This window comes from Burkholderia sp. IDO3 (assembly GCF_003366075.1).
GTDB classification, from domain to species: Bacteria; Pseudomonadota; Gammaproteobacteria; order Burkholderiales; family Burkholderiaceae; genus Burkholderia; species Burkholderia anthina.
In genome coordinates this window covers 971,559-991,213 of sequence record NZ_CP028963.1, presented here as the reverse complement: position 1 = coordinate 991,213, position 19,655 = coordinate 971,559, and the positions used below count along the sequence as shown (strand labels likewise).

Sequence of the window (19,655 nt, the reverse complement as noted above, 5' to 3'; positions counted from 1 at the left end):
ACGCATGTTCTCGGATACCGATTTCGCCCACATGGAGCGGGCGCTCGCGCTCGCCGCGCGCGGCATGTACACGACGGCGCCGAACCCGCGCGTCGGCTGCGTGATCGTCAAGGACGGCGACGTGATCGGCGAAGGCTTCACGCAGCCGGCCGGCCAGGACCACGCGGAAGTGCAGGCGCTGAAGGATGCGCGTGCGCGCGGCCATGACGTCGCCGGCTCCACCGTGTACGTGACGCTCGAGCCGTGCAGCCACTTCGGCCGCACGCCGCCGTGCGCAAACGCGCTGATCGAAGCGCGCGTCGCGAAGGTCGTCGCGGCGATGGAAGACCCGAACCCGCAGGTGTCGGGACGCGGCCTCGGCATGCTGCGCGATGCGGGCATCGACGTGCGCTGCGGGCTGCTTGCGAGCGAAGCGGGCGAACTAAACATCGGTTTCGTAGCGCGGATGACGCGCGGCCGGCCATGGGTACGGATGAAGACGGCCGCGTCGCTCGACGCGCGCACCGCGCTGCCGTCCGGCGAAAGCCAGTGGATCACCGGCGAGGCCGCGCGCCTCGACGGTCATGCGTGGCGTGCACGCGCGTGCGCGATCCTCACCGGTATCGGCACCGTGCGCGAGGACAACCCGCTCCTGACCGTGCGCGGCATCGACACGCCGCGCCAGCCGCAACGCGTGCTGGTCGACAGCCGCCTGGACCTGCCGCTCGATGCCCGGCTGCTCGAAGGCGCGCCGCTGCTGATCTTCTGCGGCCGGCTCGATGCGGCCGGCGAAGTCCGCGCGAACGTGCTGAAGTCGCGCGGCGCGGAAATCGTGCCGCTCGCGAACGCGCACGGCAAGGTCGACCTGCCCGCGATGCTGGCGGCGCTCGGCGCGCGCGGCGTCAACGAGCTGCACGTCGAGGCGGGCCACAAGCTGAACGGCTCGCTGCTGCGCGAACAGTGCGTCGACGAGCTGCTCGTCTATCTCGCGCCGAGCCTGCTCGGCAGCGACGCGACCGGCATGTTCGACCTCGCCGCGCCGGCGAGCCTCGACGCCCGTACGCGACTCGCGTTCCACAGCGTCGAGCGGATCGGCGACGATCTGCGGATCCTGGCGCGTATCGCGCCGTCCCCCGCCACTCACTGAACGGGATCGCCACGATGTTTACGGGAATTGTCGCGGCCGTCGGCCGCATCGAATCGATCAACCCACTGGGCGCATCGGCCGACGCGGGCGTGCGCCTGACCGTGCAGGCAGGCGGCCTCGACCTCGCCGATGTCGCGCTCGGCGACAGCATCGCGATCCAGGGCGCGTGCATGACGGTGATCGAAAAGACCGAAGCCGGCTTCGACGTCGACGTGTCGCGCGAAAGCCTGAATCGCACGGTCGGCCTCGCGCAGCCGGGCGACGTGAACCTCGAGAAGGCGCTGCGCGCGCACGACCGGCTCGGCGGCCACATCGTGTCGGGCCACGTCGACGGCCTCGGCACCGTGACGCGCTTCGCGCCGGTCGGCGAATCGCGCGAACTGCGGATCGTCGCGCCGCGCGAGCTTGGCCGCTATCTCGCGTACAAGGGTTCGATCACGGTCAACGGCGTGAGCCTGACCGTCAACACGGTCGACGATCGCGCGGACGGCTGCGAGTTCTCGATCAACCTGATTCCGCATACGGTCGAAGTCACGACGCTGCGGCACGTGAAGGCCGGCGACAAGGTCAATCTCGAAGTCGACATGATCGCGCGGTATGTGGAGCGGATGATGTCGGCGTCGCAGGGCGTGCACCAGGACTGACTGACCGGTTCCCGCCGGCAAACAGAACGGCGGCGGGCGGTTCAGCCCGACGTTGCCCGGAGGACGAGCGGAAGCCGCCTCGTGCCGGGCCATTCGCCGGCCGTCTGCGTCCGGCCCGCCCGGCTACCCTGATTCCGCCCGCGCTTCCCTGCCTCGCGACGGGCCGATCGCTCGACGCCCGTGCCCCGGTCCGTCCCGACACCTGGCCGAACGGCCAACGACGCGCACGGGTCATCGCGTCGCGCTAAGATGCAACGGCAGCGGTTTCGGCGCCGCGACACACGGCGCGCCGCGCACCGGCTGCCCCTCTTCCTCAAGGAGTCGTCCCCATGTCCATCTCGATGTACCAGGCTTCGCTGCCCGTCCTGATCCGCGGCCTCACCAACCTGCAGCACATCCTCGGCAAGGCGCAGGCGCATGCGGCCGAGAAGCAGATCGACCCGTCGGTGTTCATCGGCGCACGCCTCTATCCGGACATGCTGCCGCTCGTCCGCCAGGTCTACATCGCGACCGACACGGCCAAGGGCTGCGCCGCGCGGCTCGCCGGCACCGATATCCCGAGCTACCCGGACGTCGAGCAGAGCTTCGACGAGCTGCACGCGCGCATCCAGAAAACGATCGACTATCTGAAAGGGTTCGACGCCGAGCAGATCGACGGCAGCGAAACGCGCCAGATCGTGCTCAAGATGCGCGTCGGCCCGATCGAATTCACCGGCCAGTCGTACCTGCTGAACTTCGTGCTGCCCAACTTCTTCTTCCACGTGACGACCGCGTACGACATCCTGCGCCACAGCGGCGTCGAACTCGGCAAGCTGGACTATCTCGGCGGCCGCAACGAGCACGCGTGACGCCCCGCCCGGGCCCGGCCCGGCTCGCGGCCGCCCGCTTGCGCGGGCGGGCCGCGACAGCATGAACGGCCCCGTGCCGGAAGCCGGTTGCACCGCTTTGCGGCGCGCTCGCCGGCCGCGCACAGCCGGTGCCAGCCGAAACGCGGTCCGGCTGGCGTAAAATACGCACTTTCCTCTTTCTCGCCCCCTTATGACGCTCGCCTCCACGCTCGACATCATCGCGGAGTTGAAAGCCGGCCGGATGGTGATCCTGGTCGACGAAGAAGACCGCGAAAACGAAGGCGATCTCGTGATCGCCGCCGAATTCGTCACGCCGGAAGCGATCAACTTCATGGCCAAGTACGGCCGCGGCCTGATTTGTCTGACGTTGACGCAGGAACGCTGCAAGCAGCTGCACCTGCCGCTGATGACCTATCGCAACGGCACCCAGTACGGCACCGCCTTCACGGTCAGCATCGAAGCGGCCGAAGGCGTGACGACCGGCATCTCGGCCGCCGACCGCGCACACACGATCGCCACGGCGGTCGCGCACGACGTGCGCCCCGAGCACATCGTGCAGCCAGGCCACGTGTTCCCGATCATGGCGCAGCCGGGCGGCGTGCTCGTGCGCGCCGGCCACACCGAGGCCGGCTGCGACTTCACCGCGCTCGCCGGCCTCACGCCGGCCGCGGTGATCTGCGAGGTCATCAAGGACGACGGCACGATGGCGCGCCTGCCCGACCTGCTCGAGTTCGCGAAGGAGCACGATCTGAAGATCGGCACGATCGCCGACCTGATCCAGTACCGCAGCCGCACCGAATCGATCATCGAGCGAATCGCCGAGCGCACGATGCAGACCGCGCACGGCACGTTCCGCACGGTGCTGTATCGCGACCAGCCGAGCGGCTCGCCGCATATCGCGCTGGTGCGCGGCACGCCGTCGCCGGACGTCGACACGCCGGTGCGCGTGCACGAGCCGCTGTCGGTGCTCGATCTGCTCGAGACGAGCATCTCGACCCACTCGTGGACGCTCGACGCCGCGATGCGCGACATCGCGCAGCGCGACCTCGGCGTGATCGTGCTGCTCAACTGCGGCGACACGAAGGAACACCTGATCGACGTTTTCAAGGCGTTCGACGAGGAAGAGAAGGCCGCCGCGCTCAAGCGCCGGCCGGTGGATTTCAAGACGTTCGGCATCGGCGCGCAGATCCTGCGCGATGTCGGCGTCGGCAAGATGCAGGTGCTGTCGAATCCGCGCAAGCTGGGCAGCATGTCCGGCTACGGCCTCGAAGTCACGGGCTTCATTCCGATGCCCGGCGGCGAAGCCAAGTCCTGCCCGGCGTCCAACGCGTAACCCGCCACGGCGCTTTCGCCCTATAACCGTTCATCCACACCACGGACCAGATCATGGAAATCGGACAATACCAACCGAATCTCGAAGGCGACGGCCTGCGTATCGGCATCGTGCAATCCCGCTTCAACGAACCCGTCTGCAACGGCCTCGCCGATGCATGCGTCGAAGAACTCGAACGCCTCGGCGTCTCCGGTGAAGACGTGCTGCTCGTGTCGGTGCCCGGCGCGCTGGAAATCCCGCTCGCGCTGCAAAAGCTCGCCGAAAGCGGCCAGTTCGACGCACTGATCGCGCTCGGCGCGGTGATCCGCGGCGAGACGTACCACTTCGAACTCGTGTCGAACGAAAGCGGCGCGGGCATCACCCGCATCGGCCTCGACTTCAACCTGCCGATCGCAAACGCGGTCCTGACAACCGAAAACGACGAGCAGGCCGTCGCGCGCATGACCGAAAAGGGTCGTGACGCCGCACGCGTCGCCGTCGAGATGGCCAACCTGACGATGGCCCTCGACCAGCTCGGCGACGACGAGGATGAGGACGAAGAAGAAGACGAAGACGACGAAGAGGAGCGCGCATGAAGAAGAGCGCCCGCCGACAATCGCGCGAGCTGGCGACGCAGGGCCTGTATCAGTGGCTGCTGTCGAACGCGTCCTCCGGCGAGATCGACGCGCAACTGCGCGGCGCGCTCGGTTACGACAAGGCCGACAAGGAGCTGCTCGACGCGATCCTGCACGGCGTGATTCGCGAGCATGCAACGCTCGTCGAAGCCCTCACGCCGTCGCTCGACCGTCCGGTCGACCAGCTGTCGCCGGTCGAACGCGCCGTGCTGCTGATCGCGACGTTCGAGCTCACGCACCATGTCGAAACGCCGTACCGCGTGATCATCAACGAAGCAGTCGAACTCGCGAAGACGTTCGGCGGCTCCGACGGCTACAAGTACGTCAACGGCGTGCTCGACAAGCTCGCCGCGAAGCTGCGCCCTGCTGAAACGCAGGCACGCCGCAACGGCTGATTCCGTAGTTGGACGGGCGCGCAAGCGCCCGTTTTTCGTTCTCCCTCCGCTCTCCGCTCCGCCCGCCCCATGAATACCACCGCCGATTCGCTCATCACGCTCGCCGCACGCGTCGACGCGATCCAGCCCTTCTACGTGATGGAACTGATGAAGGAGGCACAGCAGCTCGAGTCCTCCGGGCGCGATGTTATCCACATGGGTATCGGCGAGCCGGACTTCACCGCGCCGGAACCCGTCGTCGAGGCAGCCGCGGCCGCGCTGCGCCGCGGCGTCACGCAGTACACGAGCGCGCTCGGCATCGCGCCGCTGCGCGAAGCGATCGCCGCGCACTATGCGCGCGCCTACGGCCTCAAGATCAGCCCCGAACGGATCGTCGTGACGGCCGGCGCGTCGGCCGCGCTGCTGCTCGCATGCCTCGCGCTCGTCGGCCGCGACGACGAGGTGCTGATGCCCGATCCGTCGTATCCGTGCAACCGGCACTTCGTCGCGGCAGCCGAAGGCCGTCCGGTGCTCGTGCCGAGCGGCCCGGAAGCGCGCTTCCAGCTCACCGCGGACGACGTCCGCACGCGCTGGGGCAGCCGCACGCGCGGCGTGCTGCTCGCGTCGCCGTCGAACCCGACCGGCACGTCGCTCGAACCGGACGAGCTGAAGCGGATCGTCGAAGCCGTGCGCGCACGCGGCGGCTTCACGATCGTCGACGAGATCTATCAGGGGCTCAGCTACGACGCGGCGCCCGTGTCGGCGCTGTCGTACGGCGACGACGTCGTCACCGTGAACAGCTTCTCTAAATACTTCAGCATGACCGGCTGGCGGCTCGGCTGGCTGGTCGTGCCGCCGGCGCTCGTCGGCACCTTCGAAAAGCTGTCGCAGAACCTGTTCATCTGCCCTTCCGCACTCGCACAGCACGCGGCGCTCGCCTGCTTCGAGCCGTCGACGCTTGAGATCTACGAGGCGCGCCGGCTCGAATTCAAGCGTCGCCGCGACTTCATCGCACCGGCGCTGGAGCGGCTCGGCTTCACGGTACCCGTGATGCCGGACGGTGCGTTCTACGTATATGCGAACTGCGGCGGCGTCGCCCACCCGGCGGCCGGCGACAGCGCGGCGCTCACGCAGGCGATGCTGCACGACGCGGGCGTCGTGCTGGTGCCTGGCATGGATTTCGGTGTGCATGCGCCGCGCGACTATATCCGGCTGTCCTATGCGACCGCATACTCGCGCCTCGAAGAGGCCGTCGAGCGGCTCGCAACGCTGTTCGGTCAGCGCTGACGCAGGGCCCGGGGCCCGTCTCGGCCGGCACGCGCAAAAAAGAAAGGCACCCCGAATCGGGTGCCTTTTTCCTTGAGTCGTCCAGCTGGAGCTGCCTGACGTTACGCGCCCAGCTCCGAATGGTCGTCGTGCGCCTGCTTCACGGTGTCGACGCTCGCGTCGTCCTGCTGCGGCGCGCCCTTCGAGGCAGCGGTGCCCTTCGCGGCGAGCGGCTGTGCGGCGTCGAGCGTCGCATGCACGCGCTTCGCGCCGCCTGCCGCTACCGTCACGGCCGCGGTCACGATCGGCTTCGACGGCTGAGCCGGCGCCTGCGGCGCATTGATCGGCACGCTGCGGCCGTGGGCAACGTCGCGCAGGCGACCGCGTTCGGCCATGACCTTCGAGCCGTATGCGGTGTCGTCCGGGTTCGTCGAACCGTTGTACAGACGCAGGCCGGTCGCCAGCGAGCCGCCGCGTGCGATGCAGTCCTTCAGCACGAGCGCGCCGACCTGCAGATTCGCGAGCGGCTGCAGGGCGGTATCGGTACCGCCGAAATATTCGAACTTGTCGGAATGGACCTTCGACATCACCTGCATCAGGCCTTGTGCGCCGACGCCGCTTTCCGCGTACGGGTTGAAACCCGATTCGATCGCCATCACGGACAGCAGCAGCAGCGGATCGAGGCCGACGTCGTGACCGGTCTGGAACGCGGCCTTGACGAGCTGGCCGAGCGGCTCCTGAGCAACGCGATACCGGCGCGACAGGTAGGTCGCGACGAGCGCCTGTTGGCGGTTCGACGCGAGCGCGCGATCGTCGCGCGCATCGACCGGCACCCGCTGGGCCGGAATCAGCTTCGCGAGTGCGACGGGCGACGGGCCGTTGCGGGCCGGATCGGACGCATCGTTCTGCGCGGCGGGTTCCGGTGCGACGTCGAGGCCGACTGCGAGCGCATCCGTTTCGGGCGGATCGTCCTGCTGCGGCTGCGCGCCGGCGGGCGCGAAGTTCGGCAGCGGATGGCCGGTCAGCAGACGGGCCGGACCGGCCTGCACGGCCGCGGACACGACCGGCATCAGCTTCGCCGCGAGCGAACCGCGCACGGTCGGCAGCAGCCACAGGGCAAGCGCAACCGCGACAGCGCAACAGCCGACGACGCTGAATAGATGGTGACTGACACGCGTCCCGCGACGCAGCACACCGCGCACGAACTGCGCATGCTGCTCACTGGGACGCCACGATAACCAAGCGTTCATTCAGATCATCTCCCATGAACATGACTCGTGCGGCTCGCTCAGCTCGATGGCGAGACAGAATACGCGCCGCGGAATCACGACGCCGCACGCCTTGGTCGGGACGCGCAGGCATCGGAGAAACGGTGTAAGACCGTTCGAGGCCAGGGTGTAAGAGGGCCGGCACCTTCGCACAATGGGCGAGGCGGGCATACGCGATGGCACTCACGCAAAAAACCAGCGTCTGGTGGCGCTGGCTAGGACTACAACTAAGGCCGTCGATACGCCGTGCAGGTTTCGGCGGACGGTGACGCGCTGCGTCAAAGATCGGTGATTGGCGGCTCGAAGCCTTTTACCCTGCAACCAATGTGAGCGGATTCTAGCAGGGTTTTATAGATCGTCAACACTATAAAACCTCAAAATTATAACAAAAAGTAATTTCAAATCACCCTTCAGAACGTCAGTCCCCCTGCCGTAGCGGCTTTGCGCGCGGTCAACTTTTTTCTCTATCGGGCGTGTGCGCGGCGCCCCGGGTAAAATCGTCGGTCGATTCGGGGCCGCAGCCGGCCGCTGCGCCCGCCCATTGCTGCCCGTCATGCGGGTGGCCCGGACCTTCTTCATGAAATACAAAGACTTACGCGATTTCATCCAGCGCCTCGAGGCGCTCGGCGAACTGCGGCGCGTTACGCAACCCGTGTCGCCCGTGCTCGAAATGACCGAGCTGTGCGACCGCGTACTGCGCGCCGGCGGCCCGGCGCTGCTGTTCAACGCGCCGCCCGGCAACGCATTTCCGGTGCTCGGCAACCTGTTCGGCACGCCGCGCCGCGTCGCGCTCGGGATGGGCGTCGATGCAGGCGACGATGCCGCGCTCGGCTCGCTGCGCGATCTCGGGCGGCTGCTGTCCGCGCTGAAGGAGCCGGATCCGCCCAGGAGCCTGAAGGACGCCGGCAAGCTGCTGTCGCTCGCGAAGGCGGTATGGGACATGGCGCCGAAATCGGTGTCGTCGCCGCCGTGCCAGGAGATCGTCTGGGAAGGCGCCGACGTCGACCTCAACAAGCTGCCGATCCAGACCTGCTGGCCGGGCGATGCGGGGCCGCTCGTCACGTGGGGGCTCACCGTCACGCGCGGACCGAACAAGTCCCGCCAGAACCTCGGCATCTACCGCCAGCAACTGATCGGCCGCAACAAACTGATCATGCGCTGGCTCGCGCATCGCGGCGGCGCGCTCGACTTCCGCGAATTCGCGCTGAAGAACCCGGGCAAGCCGTATCCGGTCGCCGTCGTGCTCGGCGCGGATCCGGCCACGACGCTGGGCGCCGTGACGCCCGTGCCCGATTCGCTGTCCGAATATCAGTTCGCCGGCCTGCTGCGCGGCAGCCGCACCGAGCTCGCGAAGTGCCTGACGCCCGGCGTCGACACGCTGCAGGTGCCCGCACGCGCGGAGATCGTGCTCGAAGGCTTCATCCATCCGCAGGAAGGCACGCCCGCCCCTGCCCCGGCCGGCGCGCCGCCGCGTCCGGCCGGCAACGCGTCCGCTGCGTACGAACACGCGCTCGAAGGCCCGTACGGCGACCACACCGGCTATTACAACGAGCAGGAGTGGTTTCCCGTGTTCACCGTCGAGCGCATCACGATGCGCCGCGACGCGATCTATCACTCGACCTATACGGGCAAGCCGCCCGACGAGCCGGCCGTGCTCGGCGTCGCGCTCAACGAGGTGTTCGTGCCGCTGCTGCAGAAGCAGTTCGCGGAGATCACCGACTTCTACCTGCCACCGGAAGGCTGCAGCTACCGGATGGCCATCGTCCAGATGAAGAAGAGCTACGCGGGCCACGCGAAGCGCGTGATGTTCGGCGTGTGGAGCTTCCTGCGGCAATTCATGTATACGAAGTTCATCGTGGTGGTCGACGAGGACGTGAATATCCGTGACTGGAACGAAGTGATCTGGGCGATCACGACGCGCGTCGATCCGGTGCGCGACACCGTGATGGTCGACAGCACGCCGATCGACTATCTCGATTTCGCATCGCCCGTCGCGGGCCTCGGCTCGAAGATGGGGCTCGACGCGACCAACAAGTGGCCCGGCGAGACGAACCGCGAATGGGGCCGCCCGATCGAGATGGATGCCGCCGTGAAGGCGCGCGTCGACCGGCTCTGGCAGGAGATCGGACTGTAAGCCCGCGAGGCCGGCGCTCGCCGGCCCGCGCATTGAACGCCTCAACAAGAACGACGATGAGCTTCCCCCCCGCCTCGATGCTGTCCGACGGGTTTTTCCTGTCGCTGTCGCTGTGTCTCGACATCGGTCTCGTCAATGTCGCGATGCTGTCGCTGACGCTGTCGCACGGCTTCCGGCCGGGCTTCTGGCTCGGCGTCGGCTCGTGCGTCGGCGATCTGGTCTACGCGGCGCTCGCGCTCGCCGGGATGGCCGTGCTGCTGCAGTTCGAGGCGGTGCGCTGGATCGTGTGGATCGGCGGCGGCGCGGTGCTGCTGTTCCTCACGTGGAAGATGGTGCGCGAAGCGCTCGCGCCGGCCGGCGCGGCCAGCGACGGCGATGCGGACGACGCGCCGCAGCCGCGCGCCAGCGCCCGGCGCAGCTTCATGCGCGGCATGCTGCTCGCGATGTCGTCGCCGAGCGCGATCCTGTGGTTCGCGGCGGTCGGCGGCGCGCTGATCGCGAAAGCGGGTGCGACCACGCCGGCGACGGCGTCGGTGTTCCTGTCCGGCTTCTTCCTCGGCGGGCTCGCATGGACGCTCTTCATGTGCACGCTCGCGAGCCAGGGCCGCAAGCGCGCGGGCGCGGGGCTGATGCGCGCGTGCCACGTCGCGTCGGCGCTGCTGTTCGCGTATTTCTCGTACAGCGTGATCGTCGGCGGCTATCGCGACCTGATTGCCCACGCGGTCTAACCGCGATGCGGCGGCCCGGCACCCAACCGCGACCGCTGCCACCGCCCCAATGAAAAACGGCGCAACGCCCCGCGAGGGACGTTGCGCCGTTTTGCCGCGCGCGGTCAGGCCGCGCGGGACGGATCAGCGATGCCAGCCGTGATGGCCCCAGCCGCCGTAACCACGCCGCCAGTACGGACGTCCGTAGTAGCCGCCGACGACCACGGGCGGCGCATAGTAGGCCGGCGCCGGTGCGTAATAGACAGGCGGAGGCGGCGGCGCGTAGTACACCGGCGGCGGCGGTGCGTACACCGGATAGGCGGGTGCGACCGGGATACCGATGCCGACCCCGATCGACACGTGGGCCTGCGCGGCGCTTACGGCACCCAGGCCCAGCGCGGCGGCGGCGATGAACGGAATGAGCTTTTTCACTTCGATTCTCCTGCTGGAGCGGTCATTTATGCGCTCCTGTCGGCAACGGCGGGCGTGCACGTCGCATGGATGCAATGTAGCGAAAACCCGCCCCTCGCGTATCGCGCATTTGTTGCAAATTGCAATTGCACGCGGTCGCATCGATGCTGCGGCGCGGGCCTGCGCATCCGCGGCAACCCTTGCCGGTCGCGCGATTCCGTCCGAGCGGCAAGATCGCAACGCGCCGGACGGTCAGTCTTACCGGAGTCGATGCGTGTGGCGGGAGCGCTTCAGTAATGAACGATTACAAATTTGAGACAAGACGCCGACAATTCAAGAGGGACGCGGGCGCCACGTGATTCGGGGCCGGATAAAAGGGCCTGCATTCCGCGATGATCCCGATACGCGCATCGCGCCGGAACGCGTCGCGCGTGCCGACCTCGACCGCCGCGCATCGGCACCGAAACCACCCTTTCGCGGCCGCCGCACCATTCCTGCGATACTGGCGGCTGCGCCGTTTCCGCTTCCTGACCCACCATGCCCCTCCCCGACACACCCCGCCTCGGTTTCATCGGCGCCGGCCGCCTCGCGCGCTGCGTCGCACGACGTTTCGCGCAGGCCGGCTTTCCGGTCGTCGCGATCGCGAGCCGCACGGCCGGATCGGCTGAGGCGCTCGCCGCGGATATCGACGGCTGCCGGGCAGTCGACACGCCGCAGCAGGTCGTCGACGCCGCCGACCTGATCTTCCTGACCGTTCCCGACGACCATCTCGCGTCGACCGCCGCGGCGCTGCATGTCGACGCGTCGCGCGCGGCCGGCCAGGCGCTCGTCCACTGCAGCGGCGCATCGTCGGTCGACCTGCTCGATCCGGCGAAACGGCAGGGCGTGGCCACCGGCGGCTTCCATCCGCTCTACCTGTTCGGCGGCACGGACGCCGACCTCGCCCGCATCGACGGCTGCTCGGTCACGATCGAAGCCGACGGCGCGCTGCACGCGACGCTGATGCGACTTGCTGCCGCACTCAGCTGCCATCCGCTGTCGATTCCGGCCGGCGGCCGGATGCTCTATCACGCGGCGGCGCACTACGCGGCGAGCTTCGCACTGTGCGGGCTGTCGGAAGCGGTCGAGCTGTGGCGCGGCATCGGCTTCGACGAACAGGCCGCGCTGCGCGCGCTGCTGCCGATGCTCGCCGGCACGATCGAGACCGCGCGCGACAAGGGCCTCGCGGATGCACTCGCCGGCCCCGTCTCGCGCGGCGACACCGGCATCGTCGAGCGCCAGCTCGCGCTGCTCGAAGCACGCGGCGGCGATCATGCGACGCTGTATGCACTGATGACCCGCCGCGCGGTCGCGCTCGCGGCGAAGCGCGCCGCGCCGCCGGCCTCGCTGCCGGCGCTCGCCGAGGCCGTCGAAACGTCGCTCGCGCGCACCACCGGGCACCCCTCCCCGTCGCAAGACGAGGCGTGATAAGGTGTCGGCCGATGCGCCGCCATCCGGCGTTGGCGGCCGCACGCTACTCGACTGTATAAAAAGGATGCCAACGATGTTCGGCGAGATCGCCCGTTTTCTGCTCAATACCCTCTTCACGCTGTTCGGCGCCGCGCTGATCCTGCGCGTCTGGATGCAGGCCGTCCGCGTGCCGCCGTACAACCCCGTCACGCAAGCCGTGCTGCAGGCGACCAACTGGCTCGTGCTGCCGCTGCGTCGCGTGATCGCGGGCGTGCGCGGCATCGACTGGGCGAGCATCGTCGCCGCGCTGCTCACGGCGCTCGTGTACGTCGTGCTGATGGTCCTGATGGCCGGCTTCGATCCGGCCTCGGTGATCGCAACGCTCGTCGTGGTCGCGCTGCTCACCGTCGTGAAGTGGGCGCTCAATCTCGTGATCTGGATGACGATCCTGATGGCACTGCTGTCGTGGCTCAATCCGCGCTCGCCGGCGATGCCGATCCTCTATCAGCTCACCGCGCCGTTCCTGAACCCGCTGCGCCGCATCATCCCGAACCTTGGCGGCATCGACCTGTCGCCGATCCTGCTGTTCGTGATCGTGCAGGTGCTGCTGATGATCGTCACGCGCGCCGCCGTGTCGCTGACGATGTTCGGCATCTGACGACGGATTACGCCGCCGGCCCCTGCGCCGGCGGCGCGTCGAGCGTATCGATCACGCCGAAGCGTGCCGGAATCACCGCGTAGCACACGCGCACCTTCTCCCGCGACAGCCGCTCGAGCAACTGCTGCGCTTCGTCTTCGGTGACGATGAATTCGACCTCGATCGCGAGCGACCCCTGCAGTTCGAAAAAACGGTCCTCGTGCAGCACGCGATGCCGGCCGAAGCCGGCCATCGCACGAAACGCGGAACCGCCCGCGACACCCATCCGGTTCGCTTCCTCGAGCAAGTATTCCCACACCGGCTTCCAGTGCAGCCGATGGTGCTCGTGCACGTAGAAGCGCAAGAAGACCCTGTCCATCGCCTCCTCCGGTGCCGGCGCGCTCAGGCGGCCGCGAACCACGCACGCGCGGTCCACATGCCGAGCGCCGTCAGCGTGAACGATCCAGTCAAGTGTAGGGCAGCCACCGCAAACGCCCATCCGAATTCGCCCTGCACCGCGTGCGTCATCACTTCGACCGAATAGGTCGAGAACGTCGTGAGCCCGCCGAGGAAACCCGTGATCACGAACAGCCGCCACTCGGGCGGCAGCCCGACGCGGGTCGTGAAGACGACGGCAGCAACACCGATCACGTAGCCGCCGATCAGGTTCGCGGCAAGCGTGCCGAGCGGCACGGCAGGGAAGAACGCGTTGAGCGCGAGGCTCAGAAACCAGCGCAGCAACGCGCCGAGCCCGGCGCCGACGAAGATCGCGACGATCGAATAGAACACGGGCGCTCCCGGTCGGTCATGCGGCTGGGTTCAGCCGCCGGCCCCGGTCGCCCGGGGGCAATGCCGGTTCCCGGACGCGCACGGCGCACGCACGGCTGGCACTGGCTGAACTGTATGCGGATTCGCGGCGCGCCTGCAACGACGGCGCGCGCAATGGCGCCCGCCAGATTGCGTCGCGGGCCGGCTCATTCGCGCTGCCAGGCCGCGTCGAGCGCGGCGAGCGTCGCGAGCGCGCCACCCTTCAGTCCGATCACGTCCGCACGGCGCGCATGGGCTTCGCGTGCGTTGATCCGGATCACGTCGGCGCCGAGGCGTTCGCTCAGCATGCGCACCGTCGGAATCGCGGTGCCCGCGCCGATCTCGACGACGGCCACCCGCCCCGCCTGCGCGACCCAGCTCTCGAGCGCACGCTCCTGAGCTTCATGGCGGGCGCCGAGCCAGCCCCGGTCACAGAACATCAGGATGTTCGGCCGTGCGAGGCCGCCGCAACGCGGGCAGCGCGGCAGCTCGCCGACCAGCCGGCACGTGGCCATGTCGACGTCCGGCGTAAATGGCGCGGCGCTCCACGTGTCGTCCGAACACGGGCGCAGGCACTGCATCGCATGAATCGAACCGTGGATTTCGACGATGCGCGCCGGATCGAAACCGGCCTTCTGGAACTGGCCGTCGACGTTGCTCGTCAGCACGAAGCCGCCATTGGGCATCGCATCCATCCAGCGCCGCAGGATCGCGAAGCCCGCGTGCGGCACGGTGTCCCGGTAAAGGCCGAGACGATGCCCGTAGAATCCCCACGCGAGCTGCGGATGCGCACGAAATGCCTGCGGCGACGCGATCTCGTGAAACTCGAAACGCTCGTGACGCAGCGCCGGATACGCACGCCAGAAGCCGTCCGTGCCGCGAAAGTCCGGCAGCCCGGAATCGACGCCGATGCCGGCTCCGGCCGTCACGAGCAGCGCATCGGCGCGCGCGAGCGCGTCGACGGCGGACGCGACGCGTTCGGCGGGCAATTGCGTGGCGCCGCCGTCGGCGGCGGATGCGAGGGAAGGCGTGGAATCGGCAAGCGACATGATGGAGCTGCGGTAGCGTCGAACGGGGCGCGCGAATGGCGTCGCGCGATCATACGCCCGTTCGAGCGTCGTGCCGCGACTTCGTCACGCGGTCGCGGCGCGCCCACCCGCGGACTCCCGCAGCGCGACGTACTGCAGCAGCATGATCGTCTTCGCGTCGACGATCTCGCCGCGCTCGACGGCGTCCAGCGCCGCTTGCAGCGGCATCTCGACGACCTCGAGATCCTCGCCCTCCTCCGCGATGCCGCCCCCGTCGCCCGTGCGCAGCGACGCATCGTATTCGCCGACGAAGAAATGCAATTTCTCCGTGACCGAACCCGGGCTCATGAACGCCTCGAACACCTTGCGCACGCCGCGCACGCGATAGCCGGTTTCCTCTTCGGCTTCCGCGCGAATGCGCGCGTCGGGCGTCGCATCGTCGAGCAGGCCGGCGGCGGCTTCGAGCAGCATCCCGTCGTGCCCGTTGACGAACGCCGGCATCCGGAACTGCCGCGTGAGCAGCACGTCGCCCGTCGCGGCGTTGCGCAGCAGGATGGTCGCGCCGTTGCCGCGATCGTAGGTTTCACGGCTCAGGCGCTGCCACGTGCCGTCGCGGCGCAGGAAATCGAACGTCACCTTCTTCAGCACATACCAGTCATCGGACAGCACCGTCGTATCGACGATGCGGACGCGGTCCCGCGTTGCGGCCATGGCGGCCTCCCATTCGACAAGAGACGGATCGCATGGTAACGTGCATATTCGTGCAATTTCAAGAATTTTCGTGCAATCCCGATGCTGACGACCCAACGCAAGAAGGTGATCCTCGATGCGCTCGCGCGCGACGGCCAGGTGCTGGCCGCCGAACTGAGCGTGCAATTCGGCGTGTCCGAAGACACGATCCGCCGAGACCTGCGCGAGCTGGCCGCCGAAGGCCTGCTGCAGCGCGTGCACGGCGGTGCGCTGCCGGCGTCGCCGGCCGTCGCGCCGTTCGCGCAGCGCGAGGCGCTCGAACCGGAGGAAAAGCGGCGCATCGCGCGCCGGGCCGCGCAGATGATCGCGCCCGGGCAGGTCGCGATCGTCGACGGCGGCACGACGTCGGCGCTGCTCGTCAGCCAGTTGCCGCCCGACCTGCGCGCGACGATCGTCACGCACAGCCCGAGCGTCGCCGTCGCGCTGGCCGCGCATCCGTCGATCGACGTGATCCTGATCGGCGGCCGGCTGTACAAGCATTCGATCGTGTCGGTCGGCGCCGCGGCGATGGAAAGTATCGCGCGCATCCACGCGGACCTGTATTTCATGGGTGTCACCGGCGTTCATCCGGTCGCGGGGCTGAGCACCGGCGATTTCGAGGAAGCGGCGATCAAGCGTGCGCTCGCCGAACGCGCGGGCGAGACGGTCGTGCTGGCCTCGCAGTCCAAACTGCGTGCGGCATCGCAGTTCGTGATCGGCGAGCTTGCGCTCGCGCAGACCATCGTGGTCGAACGGGAAACCGACGCGGCGCTGACCGAGCCGATCGAGGCCGCCGGCGTGACGGTCGTGCGCGCCTAGCGCCCGCCTGCTTGCGCCGATAACGGACTCGCGCCGGCGCAGCGGCGACGGCACCGCGCCCCGATCGTTGCGCCGACAACCTCGCGGCGCCGATGTCAGCGTGCTGACAGGCACCGCTTGCTACCATGGGCGATTGCCCAACCGTCGCGCCAGTCCGTCCGATGCTTCCGCCCGCCACCTCGACTCCGCCCGCGCCGCCCGACGGCGATCCACCGTCACCCGGCGTCCTCGCGCTGTTCATCGCATTCGCGCAGATCGGCCTGACCAGCTTCGGCGGCGGGCTGAGCGGGCGCATGATGCGCGACTTCGTGGACGAGCGGCGCTGGATCGACGAAGAAGCGTTCCTCAACGGGCTCGCGCTGTCGCAGGCGCTGCCGGGCGTCAACGTGAAGAACCTCGCGATCTGGATCGGCTACCGGCTGGCCGGATGGCGCGGCGCGGTGGCCGGCTTCACCGGCATCATCGCGCCGCCGGCCGTGCTGATCGTGCTGTTCGGCGTCGCATTCTCGACCCTCACGCGCTTTACGCTCACGCATGTCGCGCTCGCCGGCGCGGCCGCCGCGGCAATCGGGCTGTCGATCTCGATGGCGATCACCGCGGTGCGCCGGCTGCCACGCCGCGTGCTGCCGTTCGCGGTGATGACGCTCACGTTCGTGTCGGTGGCCGTGCTGCACTGGCCGCTCGTGTGGACCGTGCTGATCGGCGGCACGCTGAGCGTTGCGCTCGAATACCGCCGCGCGGAGCCTTCCTCTGCGAGGCGCGACGACCGATGAATGCGATGTCGCGCTACGCCGCCCTCTTCGGCGTGTTTGCGCCGCTGTCGATCGCGACGATCGGCGGCGGGCAGGCGATCGTCGCCGACATCCAGCGCCAGGTCGTCGACGTCCATCACTGGATGACGGCCACGCAGTTCGTGAACGACTTCGCGATCGCGCGGATGGCGCCGGGGCCCGGCTCGCTGCTCGCGACGCTGATCGGCTGGCAGGTCGCGGGCTTCTGGGGTGCGGTGATCGCGACGCTCGCGCTGTTCGGGCCGACCGCGTTCCTGATCTACGGCGTCGCGCACCTGTGGCGACGGCATCAGGGCGCGCGTTGGCAGATCGCGCTCGAGGCCGGCCTGCGCCCGGTCGCGGCCGGAATGATCCTCGCGTCGGTCTGGGTGCTGCTGCAGGCGCTCGACGGCGGCTGGCCCGCGCGGGCGATCGCGGTTGCGTCGACGGTGTGCGTGATGGTCACGCGCATTCACGCGCTGCTGCTGATCGTCCTCGGCGCGTTGCTGCTGATCGGCATACACGCGCTCGGCTGACCGAAAGCGCCCGCGCATCGGGATGCGATGCGCGACACGCACCGGCATGCGAGCAATGACGCAACGCTTCTTCGCCGCCGCTCGCACACGCCTGTCACGCCGCCGCATGACCTAGATGCCGCGAAACACCGGCGCGCGCCGCTCCGCGAACGCGCGCAACCCTTCATCAAAATCCGCACCGTCGCATGCCTGCCGACGCAGCTCGGCGATCCGCTCGAATGCGTCGACCGGCATCGGCCGCGCATCCTGCAGCACGCGCAACTGCTCCTTCACCGCGTGCACCGCGAGCGGCGCCTTCGCGGCAATCGTGCGGGCGATATCGAGCGCGGCATCGTCCACGCCGCCGGCTTCCGCGAGCCGGTTCACGAGCCCGTGATGGGCGGCGCGCTCGGCATCGAGCGGCTGCGCGCAAAAGAACATCTCCTTCAGGACGTGGATCGGCAGGTTGTCGTAAAAGCGCAGCAGGCCGCTCGTCGAATACGGCAGGCCGATGTTCGCGGGCGTCATCGCGAAACGCGCACCGCGCTCCGCGACGACGAGGTCGCAGCTCATCACGAGATCGACCGCCCCGCCCCATGCGGAGCCCGCGACCGCCGCGATGACCGCGCCCGGATAGGTCCGGATCCGCCGCAGCGCACGTTCGAGCGGCTTGTCGTAGGCGAGCGGATCGCGGTCGTCGGCGAGTTCGCGCAGGTCGTGGCCTGCGCTCCACACGTCGCCGTTGCCGTCGTTCGACAGAATCACGATCGGCGCCGGGCGTTGCGCGGCGAGCGCATCGATGCACGTCACCAACCGATCGAGGAGCGGTGCGTCGAGCGCATGACGCCGCGCGGGATTGGAGAACCGCACGCGCGCGATGCGCTCGCCGATCATGTCGACCGTCACGCCCGACGGCGCCGCCTGTTTCGTCACGTCCGTCATTGCACGGCCTCCGCTGCGGCTTCGGCCTGGAAGATCGCGCGCTCGGCCAGCAACGCATCGATCGCATCGTCGTCGTAGCCGGCTTCGCGCAACACGTCGACCGTATGCTCCCCGAGCAGCGGCGGCGCATGGCGCGTGCGCGGCGCCGGCTCGGCGTCGCCCATCGCGCCGAGCGGCGTCACGACCTGACGCACCGTCCCGAGCGTCGGATGCGCGACCGGTTCGACGAGCCCGCAATGCGCGAGCTGCGAATCGGCGAACACCTCGTCGAGCGTATGAATCGGCCCGGCCGGCAGCCCGGCCTCGACGAAACGCTGCGTCCATTCGCGCTTGCCGCGCGTACGCAACCGGCTCTCCAGCAATACCTTCAACGCATCGCGGTTCGCGACGCGCGCATCGTTGGTCGCGAACCGCGCGTCGTTCGGCAATTCGGGCAGCTCGAGCAACTGGCACAGCCGCAGCCACATGTCGGTCGTGATCGGCGCGAGGTTCAACGGCCCGTCGGCCGTCTCGAACACGCCATACGGCGCGATCACCGCATGCGCGTTGCCGGTGCGGCGCGGCACGTCGCCGAGGCTCAGATAGCGCTGCCCGTGCACGCTCAGCAGCGCGACCAGGCTTTCGAGCAGCGACGTGCCGACATGCTGGCCGCGCCCGGTTCGCTCGCGCTCGTACAGCGCGGCGATGACGCCCGTCGCGACCCACATCCCCGAGCTGAGATCGCCGATCGCGGTACCCGTGCGGGTCGGTTCGCCGTCCGGGAAGCCGGTGAGGCTCATCAGCCCCGCGTAACCCTGCGCGATCTGGTCGAAACCCGGCCAGTCGCGCAGCGGACCGCGCGGACCGAACGCGGTCACGCTGCCCATCACGAGCCGCGGATCATGCGCGCTCAGTACGTCGTAGCCGAGCCCCATCGCGTCCATCGTGCCGGCCTTGAAGTTCTCGATCACGACGTCGGCCTGCGCGATCAGCCGGCGCACGACATCGATGCCGGCCGGCTGCCGGAAATCCACGCAGATGCCGCGCTTGTTGCGATTGCAGGACAGGTAATACGTGCTCACGCCGCGATCGAACGGCCCCCACGCGCGGCTCATGTCGCCGTTCGGACCCGACTCGACCTTGACCACGTCGGCGCCGAGATCGGCGAGCACCATCGAGCAGAACGGCCCCGACAGCGCGCGACTCAGATCGACGACCCTGATTCCTTGTAATGCCTGCATTCCGGACTCCTGAT

At 68.6% G+C, this 19,655-nt stretch carries 22 protein-coding genes; 14 read left to right on the top strand and 8 right to left on the bottom strand.

The annotated features are described in order from the left end of the window. Positions 1 to 4: 4 nt before the first annotated feature. From ribD to DCN14_RS19050, 7 genes are all read left to right on the top strand, one after another. Positions 5 to 1,126, top strand: coding sequence for a bifunctional diaminohydroxyphosphoribosylaminopyrimidine deaminase/5-amino-6-(5-phosphoribosylamino)uracil reductase RibD (ribD, locus tag DCN14_RS19080; protein WP_096503577.1), 1,122 nt, complete (start codon positions 5 to 7; stop codon positions 1,124 to 1,126). Between the two features lie 14 nt (positions 1,127 to 1,140). Beyond that, a complete protein-coding gene (locus DCN14_RS19075) occupies positions 1,141 to 1,770 on the top strand; it encodes a riboflavin synthase (RefSeq protein ID WP_096503575.1) in 630 nt (209 codons plus the stop codon). Positions 1,771 to 2,099: 329 nt separating this feature from the next. Beyond that, on the top strand, positions 2,100 to 2,618 hold the full coding sequence (locus DCN14_RS19070) for a DUF1993 domain-containing protein (protein WP_096503573.1): 519 nt from the start codon (positions 2,100 to 2,102) through the stop codon (positions 2,616 to 2,618). Positions 2,619 to 2,808: 190 nt separating this feature from the next. Further along, complete coding sequence (gene ribBA / locus DCN14_RS19065; protein ID WP_096503571.1) at positions 2,809 to 3,951, top strand: bifunctional 3,4-dihydroxy-2-butanone-4-phosphate synthase/GTP cyclohydrolase II; 1,143 nt, start codon at positions 2,809 to 2,811, stop codon at positions 3,949 to 3,951. A 53-nt stretch (positions 3,952 to 4,004) separates the two neighbouring features. Then, positions 4,005 to 4,526 carry a 6,7-dimethyl-8-ribityllumazine synthase gene (ribH, locus tag DCN14_RS19060; RefSeq protein WP_096503569.1) on the top strand — a complete coding sequence of 174 codons (522 nt, stop codon included), beginning with the start codon at positions 4,005 to 4,007 and terminating at the stop codon, positions 4,524 to 4,526. Next, entirely contained in the window at positions 4,523 to 4,960 is a 438-nt protein-coding gene (nusB, locus tag DCN14_RS19055; protein ID WP_014897817.1) for a transcription antitermination factor NusB, read from the top strand. The genes ribH and nusB overlap by 4 nt, the downstream gene beginning before the upstream one ends. A gap of 69 nt (positions 4,961 to 5,029) precedes the next feature. Next, a complete protein-coding gene (locus tag DCN14_RS19050; protein WP_096503567.1) occupies positions 5,030 to 6,226 on the top strand; it encodes a pyridoxal phosphate-dependent aminotransferase in 1,197 nt (398 codons plus the stop codon). Positions 6,227 to 6,327: 101 nt separating this feature from the next. Here DCN14_RS19050 and DCN14_RS19045 read toward each other — a convergent pair whose 3' ends face one another. Beyond that, positions 6,328 to 7,455 carry a lytic transglycosylase domain-containing protein gene (locus tag DCN14_RS19045; protein WP_096503565.1) on the bottom strand — a complete coding sequence of 376 codons (1,128 nt, stop codon included), beginning with the start codon at positions 7,453 to 7,455 and terminating at the stop codon, positions 6,328 to 6,330. Positions 7,456 to 8,050: 595 nt separating this feature from the next. Between DCN14_RS19045 and DCN14_RS19040 the strand changes: the two genes are divergently transcribed. Next, positions 8,051 to 9,607, top strand: a complete 1,557-nt coding sequence (locus tag DCN14_RS19040; protein ID WP_096503563.1) for a UbiD family decarboxylase — start codon at positions 8,051 to 8,053, stop codon at positions 9,605 to 9,607. A 56-nt stretch (positions 9,608 to 9,663) separates the two neighbouring features. Further along, the gene (locus DCN14_RS19035; RefSeq protein WP_096503561.1) at positions 9,664 to 10,335 is read left to right on the top strand and encodes a LysE family transporter; all 672 of its coding nucleotides are present in this window, start codon (positions 9,664 to 9,666) and stop codon (positions 10,333 to 10,335) included. 123 nt (positions 10,336 to 10,458) lie between these two features. Here DCN14_RS19035 and DCN14_RS19030 read toward each other — a convergent pair whose 3' ends face one another. Then, complete coding sequence (locus DCN14_RS19030; RefSeq protein ID WP_096503559.1) at positions 10,459 to 10,746, bottom strand: hypothetical protein; 288 nt, start codon at positions 10,744 to 10,746, stop codon at positions 10,459 to 10,461. A gap of 516 nt (positions 10,747 to 11,262) precedes the next feature. Here DCN14_RS19030 and DCN14_RS19025 point away from each other — a divergent pair. Then, positions 11,263 to 12,192, top strand: coding sequence for a DUF2520 domain-containing protein (locus DCN14_RS19025; protein WP_096503554.1), 930 nt, complete (start codon positions 11,263 to 11,265; stop codon positions 12,190 to 12,192). Positions 12,193 to 12,268: 76 nt separating this feature from the next. Next, complete coding sequence (locus DCN14_RS19020) at positions 12,269 to 12,832, top strand: YggT family protein (protein WP_096503552.1); 564 nt, start codon at positions 12,269 to 12,271, stop codon at positions 12,830 to 12,832. 7 nt (positions 12,833 to 12,839) lie between these two features. Here DCN14_RS19020 and DCN14_RS19015 read toward each other — a convergent pair whose 3' ends face one another. The 4 genes from DCN14_RS19015 to DCN14_RS19000 form a co-directional block, all read right to left on the bottom strand. Continuing rightward, positions 12,840 to 13,190, bottom strand: coding sequence for a DUF190 domain-containing protein (locus tag DCN14_RS19015; RefSeq protein ID WP_096503772.1), 351 nt, complete (start codon positions 13,188 to 13,190; stop codon positions 12,840 to 12,842). Between the two features lie 23 nt (positions 13,191 to 13,213). Then, the gene (crcB, locus tag DCN14_RS19010; protein WP_096503549.1) at positions 13,214 to 13,600 is read right to left on the bottom strand and encodes a fluoride efflux transporter CrcB; all 387 of its coding nucleotides are present in this window, start codon (positions 13,598 to 13,600) and stop codon (positions 13,214 to 13,216) included. A gap of 185 nt (positions 13,601 to 13,785) precedes the next feature. Continuing rightward, entirely contained in the window at positions 13,786 to 14,667 is an 882-nt protein-coding gene (locus DCN14_RS19005; protein WP_096503547.1) for a Sir2 family NAD-dependent protein deacetylase, read from the bottom strand. A gap of 84 nt (positions 14,668 to 14,751) precedes the next feature. Further along, positions 14,752 to 15,357 carry an NUDIX domain-containing protein gene (locus DCN14_RS19000; RefSeq protein WP_096503545.1) on the bottom strand — a complete coding sequence of 202 codons (606 nt, stop codon included), beginning with the start codon at positions 15,355 to 15,357 and terminating at the stop codon, positions 14,752 to 14,754. Positions 15,358 to 15,438: 81 nt separating this feature from the next. On the opposite strand from DCN14_RS19000, the gene DCN14_RS18995 reads away from it, so the two are divergent. The 3 genes from DCN14_RS18995 to DCN14_RS18985 all read left to right on the top strand — a co-directional run bounded on the left by DCN14_RS18995 (position 15,439) and on the right by DCN14_RS18985 (position 17,500). Continuing rightward, a complete protein-coding gene (locus DCN14_RS18995; RefSeq protein ID WP_096503543.1) occupies positions 15,439 to 16,194 on the top strand; it encodes a DeoR/GlpR family DNA-binding transcription regulator in 756 nt (251 codons plus the stop codon). A gap of 161 nt (positions 16,195 to 16,355) precedes the next feature. Next, positions 16,356 to 16,967, top strand: coding sequence for a chromate transporter (locus tag DCN14_RS18990; protein ID WP_096503541.1), 612 nt, complete (start codon positions 16,356 to 16,358; stop codon positions 16,965 to 16,967). Next, the gene (locus DCN14_RS18985) at positions 16,964 to 17,500 is read left to right on the top strand and encodes a chromate transporter (protein WP_096503539.1); all 537 of its coding nucleotides are present in this window, start codon (positions 16,964 to 16,966) and stop codon (positions 17,498 to 17,500) included. The genes DCN14_RS18990 and DCN14_RS18985 overlap by 4 nt, the downstream gene beginning before the upstream one ends. 111 nt (positions 17,501 to 17,611) lie before the next feature. Here DCN14_RS18985 and scpB read toward each other — a convergent pair whose 3' ends face one another. Both scpB and DCN14_RS18975 read right to left on the bottom strand, forming a co-directional pair. Further along, positions 17,612 to 18,421, bottom strand: a complete 810-nt coding sequence (gene scpB, locus DCN14_RS18980; protein WP_096503537.1) for a methylmalonyl-CoA decarboxylase — start codon at positions 18,419 to 18,421, stop codon at positions 17,612 to 17,614. After that, positions 18,418 to 19,641 carry a CaiB/BaiF CoA-transferase family protein gene (locus DCN14_RS18975; RefSeq protein WP_096503535.1) on the bottom strand — a complete coding sequence of 408 codons (1,224 nt, stop codon included), beginning with the start codon at positions 19,639 to 19,641 and terminating at the stop codon, positions 18,418 to 18,420. Before DCN14_RS18975 ends, scpB begins: the two co-directional genes overlap by 4 nt. Positions 19,642 to 19,655: the final 14 nt, after the last annotated feature.